This window comes from Mesorhizobium sp. M4A.F.Ca.ET.020.02.1.1, assembly GCF_004022645.1.
Classification (GTDB): domain Bacteria; phylum Pseudomonadota; class Alphaproteobacteria; order Rhizobiales; family Rhizobiaceae; genus Mesorhizobium.
Map to the genome: position 1 here is coordinate 1 of NZ_RZOI01000291.1, position 6,900 is coordinate 6,900.

General features: G+C 63.2%; 8 protein-coding genes and 1 pseudogene. 6 read left to right on the forward strand and 3 right to left on the reverse strand.

Going from position 1 to position 6,900, the window contains the following annotated elements; all coding sequences use genetic code 11:
• The 5 genes and pseudogenes from EN742_RS40250 to EN742_RS18600 form a co-directional block, all read left to right on the forward strand.
• Positions 1–498 (forward strand): annotated as a pseudogene (locus EN742_RS40250) (cation:dicarboxylase symporter family transporter); the annotation flags it as partial.
• A gap of 600 nt (positions 499–1,098) precedes the next feature.
• A complete protein-coding gene (locus EN742_RS39435; protein WP_245457304.1) occupies positions 1,099–1,368 on the forward strand; it encodes a hypothetical protein in 270 nt (89 codons plus the stop codon).
• Entirely contained in the window at positions 1,284–1,469 is a 186-nt protein-coding gene (locus tag EN742_RS39440; protein WP_245458208.1) for a hypothetical protein, read from the forward strand. Before EN742_RS39435 ends, EN742_RS39440 begins: the two co-directional genes overlap by 85 nt.
• 82 nt (positions 1,470–1,551) lie before the next feature.
• Positions 1,552–1,746: a hypothetical protein gene (locus EN742_RS39445; protein ID WP_051695369.1), complete on the forward strand. Its 195-nt coding sequence runs from the start codon at positions 1,552–1,554 to the stop codon at positions 1,744–1,746.
• 476 nt (positions 1,747–2,222) lie between these two features.
• Complete coding sequence (locus EN742_RS18600; RefSeq protein ID WP_126038538.1) at positions 2,223–3,224, forward strand: zincin-like metallopeptidase domain-containing protein; 1,002 nt, start codon at positions 2,223–2,225, stop codon at positions 3,222–3,224.
• A gap of 149 nt (positions 3,225–3,373) precedes the next feature.
• Here the strand turns inward: EN742_RS18600 and groL are convergent, their stop codons facing one another.
• The 3 genes from groL to EN742_RS18615 form a co-directional block, all read right to left on the reverse strand.
• Positions 3,374–5,041 (reverse strand): chaperonin GroEL, encoded by a 1,668-nt coding sequence (gene groL, locus EN742_RS18605; protein WP_128333131.1) that lies wholly within the window; start codon positions 5,039–5,041, stop codon positions 3,374–3,376.
• 69 nt (positions 5,042–5,110) lie between these two features.
• Positions 5,111–5,407, reverse strand: a complete 297-nt coding sequence (groES, locus tag EN742_RS18610) for a co-chaperone GroES (RefSeq protein ID WP_006203049.1) — start codon at positions 5,405–5,407, stop codon at positions 5,111–5,113.
• Between the two features lie 232 nt (positions 5,408–5,639).
• A complete protein-coding gene (locus EN742_RS18615; RefSeq protein WP_128333132.1) occupies positions 5,640–6,434 on the reverse strand; it encodes a class I SAM-dependent methyltransferase in 795 nt (264 codons plus the stop codon).
• Between the two features lie 63 nt (positions 6,435–6,497).
• Here EN742_RS18615 and EN742_RS18620 point away from each other — a divergent pair, with 63 nt between their 5' ends.
• Complete coding sequence (locus EN742_RS18620) at positions 6,498–6,896, forward strand: hypothetical protein (protein WP_245492355.1); 399 nt, start codon at positions 6,498–6,500, stop codon at positions 6,894–6,896.
• The last annotated feature ends 4 nt before the right edge of the window (positions 6,897–6,900 follow it).

Here is a 6,900-nt window from a genome sequence, read left to right on the forward strand (position 1 = left end):
GGCCGGCGCCACGCATTCGGTCGTGGGTCTCATTCCATTCAATCTGGACGGCACGAATATGATGCTCGCCGCCCTCTTCATCGCCCAGACGACGAAAACTGATCTGCCGATCGGCTGCCGGATCCTCATGCTGTTCGTCGCATTGTTCCCTTCGAACGGAACAACCCGCATTACCGGTGCAGGCCTCGTCACAATGGCTGCAACGCTCTTTCTTGTTCCGGCCGCACCGGTCACCTCCGTGGGTCTTATTCTTGGCGTCGATCAGCTTATGTCCGAATGCCACGCGCTGACGATATTTCTCCGCAGCGTAGCGGCAACGCTGGCTGTCGCCCGGTCTGGGGCGAGCGGGATAAACGACGATTCGGGGAGCGCCTCACTAGCGGACCGTTCAGCGCTCTGGCGGTGGACGGTCAAGTCGCCCGGCGTGGTGAACGCAGTTCCCCGCGCGAACGACGCTCAGCTATTGGGGTGGGCCCGATGGCGCAAAGCCGTATTTGAGAAACCGCCAGATCGCACCCGCACCTGTGCGCCTGTAGCAACTGCGGGGCACGATCAAAAGCGACCCATTTTACACCGAAAAGGCGGGCCGTTGCTGCCACGCCGTCCATGGATTGGAGCCTCATGTCTAAGACAACGGCCACCACTCTCGCGGTTCTCCTTTTTCTCCTCGCCGTGCTGCTTTCCGTGCTGGCGAGCCATAATAGCGCGCACCCGCCGCGGGAAAGGCCGCCCCCGCCCATGCAGTCGTGCCAATGGACAGTCAAAAGTGGAGCGGCGCACTCGTCAACGACCCCGCTTCGCCAAATCGCCGGCAACCCGGAAGGTCCGGGGACCCTTCAGCGCTCTGCCGGGCGGACGGTCAGTCGCCCGGCGTGGTGAATGGCGGTCGCGGTTGCCCGGCCCGCGCGAACGACGCTCAGCTGGGTGGGGTGGGCCCGATGGCGCAAGGCCATCTTTCCAGAAACCGCCAGAGCGCACCGGCATCTATAGCTGTGCGCCCTCGCGACTGCGCCCTGTGGCAAGTGCGGGGCTCGATCAAAAGCATTTTACACCAAAAGGCGGGCCGTTGCTGCCACGCCGTCCATGGATTGGAGACTCATGTCTAAGCCGACTGCCATCACTGTCGCAGCTCTTCTTTTACTCCTCGCCGTGCTGGCGAGCCAATATAGCGCGAACCTGCACCGGCAGGCGTGGTCGATCGACAGGCAAAAGTGGAGCGGCGCATTCGACAACGACCCCCTTCGCCAATCGCCGGCAACCCGCAAGGCGATGCCGTTCTGGTCATATTCAATGACTACCACAACTGTCCGCATTGCAGACTGGCAGATCTCAACTACCAAAAAGCCTTCAAGAATGATCCCAATCTGAAGCTTGTGATCAGACGGTTCCCGGTCCTGGGACCGGATTCCCAATCGCACTCGCCTCGAGAAAACAGGGAAAGTTCGACGAATTCCACCGCGCCCTTATGACTTCCCCCAGTTGGATCATTGAAAGGATCACTCTCAAGATCGCAGCGCGTGTGGGCCTTGACGTGGAGCAGCTCAAGCGGGAATGCAAGATCCGGCCATCGCAGATGAACTTGCGCGCGTCCGCGCACTCGCGAAAGGTCTGCACATCGACCGTACGCCCGCGTTGGTGGTCGGCGATATAGTGATCGCCCACCTGGTCGACATGGCCAGCTTGCAACGCTTGCTCGCCGATGCGCGCTCAAAGCGTGCAGGCTCTCGTGCGGGGCAGCATCTGTAGATCGGCCACGCTGTTGTTGCCGGAGCGTGCCGTTTGTGGCAGCTGGCTTTGCTGTTGCTCCTCGGCATCTTGTTGCGGTCATCCAGCTGCCGTGGGCGCCAACAACAATCCTGAGCGCCCGCGCCTGAAGGCGCTGGCCGGGTGCTCGTGAACCGAGCCCGCTTATCTTCGCCAGGCTCAGGCGGTCTTGGCCCTGCGGCTTCGCCCCCTGGCGCGGGGCAGCCTTCGGCTGCTGACGGTCGCCGGCCTGTCGGCCGGCGTCGTTTTTATCGTGGCCTTCCCCGGTGGCGCAGGGCGGGCAGCACTCCCTTCTAGGCCCGCCGCGGCGTCCCGCAACCCTTCGCTTTCGCTTCGGGTCCTCCACTCCATTCCGGTCCTGCGGATGCAGTCCGCCTCCGACGTCGGGCCTTTCCGGTCGCTTTCGCCGCCCACCCCGCTTCCGGGGAGGGCGCGATTGAAGAGCGGAGGACATCACGATGCGTGCAAACAACAAACGTTGCGGCAGCCGACAGGCTGGCGCAGAGAGTGGCGGGCGCACCGGCGCCAGCCTTTATCAGGAAATCACCGACCGCATCATTGCCGAACTGGAGCGCGGCACCGTGCCATGGGTCAAGCCGTGGGGCAGGACAAGGACAGGCCTCGGCCTGCCGCGGAATGCGGCCACCCAGCGCCGATATTCCGGCATCAATATCCTGATCCTGTGGGGCGGGGTCATCGATCGCGGTTTCCCCAGCCAGAACTGGCTCACCTTCCGGCAGGCGCTTTCCCTAGGTGGCAATGTCAGGAAGGGTGAGCACGGCACCACCATCGTTCACGCTGACCGCTTTGTTCCCAAGAACGAAAAGCAACGCGCCGACACCGATGGCGACGAACCGCAGGCGGTGCCCTTCCTGAAGCGCTTTACCGTCTTCAATGTCGCGCAGTGCGATAATCTGCCCGAACATCTTTATGCCGCCGGCGAGCCTCTGCCTGAGCGCGAGATGGTCCCGCAGGCCGAGGCGCTCATTCATGCAACCGGCGCTGATTTTCGCATCGGCGGCGAGCGCGCCTTCTACATGCCCGGCAGCGACACCATACAGGTGCCGCCGCAGCCGGCTTTCTTCCACCAGATCGACTATTACCGGACCTGCTTTCACGAGCTTGGCCACTGGACCGGCCACCCGACGCGACTCGCGCGCGACCTGTCCGGCTCCTTCGGGTCCAACACCTATGCGCGCGAGGAACTGGTCGCCGAAATCGCATCAGCCTTCATCTGCAGCAGTCTCGGCATCGAGCCGACCGTGCGCCATGCCGACTACATCGGCTCATGGCTGACGGTTTTGCGCGAGGACAACCGCGCCATCTTCCGCGCCGCAAGCCATGCCTCGAAAGCCGCCGATTTCCTGCTTGGCCGCAATGCCGATGTCGAAGGCGAGGCACATGCCGAAACCGCCTATGGAAGCGCGCAATCATCACACGCGGCCGCCTTGCGCCTCTGATGACGCAAAAGCCGCGCAACCAACTCGACAGTTCTTTTGAGGTTGCGCTAACATGGCCGGCGTTGGCGCCGATCGTTTATCGGATCGAGGTTCGCAAAAAAAGGGCGGCATTGCTGCCGCCCCTCGTTGCGAAAGCTGCCAGAGCTGGATTAGAAATCCATACCGCCCATGCCGCCCATGCCGCCCATGCCGCCGCCACCCATGCCGCCAGGCATGCCGCCGCCGCCAGCCGACTCCTTCTTCGGAGCCTCCGCGATCATGGCTTCGGTGGTGACCAGCAGGCCGGCCACCGAGGCCGCGTCCTGGAGAGCGGTGCGGACAACCTTGACCGGATCGACGATGCCCATGGCGATCATGTCGCCATATTCGCCGGTCTGGGCGTTGTAGCCGAAGGTCGCGCCCTTGTTCTCAAGGATCTTGCCGGCAACGATCGATGCTTCCGCACCGGCGTTGGCCGCGATCTGGCGGGCCGGAGCCTGCAGCGCACGACGAACGATGTTGATGCCGGCGGCCTGGTCGGCATTGACGCCGGTGGCCTTGATGTTGGCCGAAGCGCGCAGCAGCGCGACGCCACCACCAGCAACGATGCCTTCTTCGACGGCCGCGCGGGTCGCGTTGAGGGCGTCATCGACGCGGTCCTTCTTTTCCTTGACTTCGACTTCCGTCGCACCGCCGACGCGGATCACCGCAACGCCGCCGGCGAGCTTGGCCAGACGTTCCTGCAGCTTCTCCTTGTCGTAGTCCGAAGTGGTCTCTTCGATCTGCTGCTTGATCTGGGCAACGCGGCCCTGGATCTCGGCCTTCTTGCCGGCGCCGTCGACGATGGTGGTGTTCTCCTTGGAGATCGACACCTTCTTGGCGCGGCCGAGCATGTTGAGGCCGACATTCTCGAGCTTGATGCCGAGATCTTCCGAGATGACCTGGCCACCGGTGAGGATGGCGATGTCTTCCAGCATGGCCTTGCGGCGGTCACCGAAGCCCGGAGCCTTGACGGCGGCGATCTTCAGGCCACCGCGCAGCTTGTTGACGACCAGCGTGGCCAGCGCCTCGCCTTCGACGTCTTCCGAGATGATGAGCAGCGGCTTCGAGGTCTGCACGACAGCCTCGAGCACCGGCAGCATGGCCTGCAGGTTGGAGAGCTTCTTCTCGTGGAGGAGAATGTAGGCGTCTTCCAGATCGGCGACCATCTTGTCGGCGTTGGTGACGAAGTAGGGCGACAGGTAGCCGCGGTCGAACTGCATGCCTTCGACGACTTCCAGCTCGGTCTCGGCGGTCTTGGCTTCCTCGACGGTGATGACGCCTTCGTTGCCGACCTTCTGCATCGCTTCCGCGATCATGGCGCCGACCGACTCGTCGCCACTGGCCGAGATCGTGCCGACCTGAGCGACCTCCTCGGAGGTCTTGATCTTCTTGGCGGCCTTGCCGAGAGCGACGACGACTTCGGTCACGGCGAGGTCGATGCCGCGCTTCAGGTCCATCGGGTTCATGCCGGCGGCAACCGCCTTGTGGCCTTCCTGGACGATCGCCTGGGCGAGAACGGTCGCGGTCGTGGTGCCGTCGCCGGCGATGTCGTTGGTCTTCGAAGCGACTTCGCGGACCATCTGCGCGCCCATGTTCTCGAACTTGTCCTCAAGTTCGATCTCCTTGGCGACGGTGACGCCGTCCTTGGTGATGCGCGGGGCGCCGAACGACTTGTCGATGACGACGTTGCGGCCCTTGGGGCCCAGCGTCACCTTCACCGCGTCGGCAAGGATGTTGACGCCGCGCAGCATGCGCTCGCGGGCATCACGGGAGAATTTTACGTCTTTTGCAGCCATTGTAAGCTCCTGGCAGGGGTTCGGGGCGAACCCGCAGATTCAAGATTCAGTTGACGGTGAGGCCGATGTTCAGCCGATGATGCCCATGATGTCGGATTCCTTCATGATCAGAAGGTCTTCGCCATTGAGCTTGACTTCGGTGCCGGACCACTTGCCGAACAGGATGCGGTCGCCGGCCTTGACGTCGAGCGGCACGAGCTTGCCGGCTTCGTCGCGAGCGCCGGAGCCGACGGCGATGATCTCGCCCTCCTGCGGCTTCTCCTTCGCCGTATCCGGGATGATGATCCCGCCGGCGGTCTTGGATTCGGATTCGACCCGGCGAACGACCACGCGGTCATGAAGCGGGCGGAACTTGGACTTTGCCATAAGTGTCTTCCTCGATGAGAACGGTGAGAACTGTTCCTCCATCCGGCGAGGCCGGATATGAGTTAGCACTCACACAAGGCGAGTGCTAACGTGGCGCTGAGATAGGCCGGAGGCTTTCGAGAGTCAAGGCGCGCGCAAGGAACGAACCGCGCGAAATTTTTCCCGGCCTGGATTCGCATCAGGAACGCGGTCTTTCGCTGATGGGATCGCGAAGGAATTTCATAGCTGCCCCTTAGCGCCTTGGCGAGCGCAGCACCAGTAGCGGGCAACGTTCGGCGAGCCCGTAGGTGCCGGTCGGAACGACGCCGACATTGTCGAAGAACGCATGCGCCTCGCCGATCACCGCGTCAGCCGGGGCGAAGCTGTAGATAGCCGAAGAGTTGCGGTAGACGTCGATGGTGCCGATGACCGGCAGGTCCCATCCGGTGCGCGCCGAAAGCTCCACGCGATCGGGGAAAATCGCCTCAAATTGTTCGAAGATTCTCGTCACCGGTATGATGTGGTCGGGCATGCCGCTGATTGCGGTCATGGCCACGCGCCATTTGAGCTCGTGGAAGGTCGAGACGCCACCGCCCAGCGCCAGGGCGCGGACATCCTTCGGGTCGTCCGGGGTTTCGGGAGAGGCGTAAAGCCTTATGCCGGCGCGGCCGTCGGCCTTGAGCACGCTCGCGATCGCCAAAAAAAGCGCCCGTCTTGCTTCGGCGTCGCCGATCGCCGAGAGACATCCATCGCCGATCAGCGCGTCGATGCTCGCACCGGGAAACGGCAGGTCGAACCAGTCGCCTCGCACCGCCTTGCGCATATCGGTGTCGCCCGGCCAGATGCCGGCGATCATGTCGGCGGACTCGTCGACCGCAATCATTGTGGCGCCAAGTCCGGCGAGCTCCGGTGTCACGCCGAGCATGACGACGTGCGATTGCGCAAGCTCGAGCTCGCGTTCATAGGCCTCGACCACCTGAGCCGGCGGCCGCAACGGCGAGCCGAGCAACTGCCAGTGTTTGCGAATTGCATTCCAGTGCTCTGTCATGCAAACCCTGGGTTGGTTAGCGCATTGTATTCGATCGAATAATCGAGGACGCTCGAGAAGCCAATGGGGCGCATGGCACGCATCGCGGTCATCACGCATGAGTTCGACCGGTTTCAGAGCCGGCGTGGGCTGCTGCTACGCCGTGATAGCCCGTATATGCTCTTCGACCTGCTGGAAGAGCTGAAGCGCCGTGGCCATTCGGTCCGGATCCTTGCCGGCACGGCGGCCAGGCCGGAAGCCGACATCGCGGTACTGCATGTCGACGCGACCGTGACGCCGGCCGAATATGTCGAATACGCGCGCGCCTTTCCCTTCTGCCTCAACATCGGCGCCACCGACATCTCCAAGCGTCGCGTTAGCGGTGCCGTGATCGGCAGGGGCGACGGTTGGCAAGGGCCCGTCATCGTGAAGAGCAGCCTGAACAACCTCGGGACGCGTGAGCGCTCGCTGAACCGGCGGTAGCGAC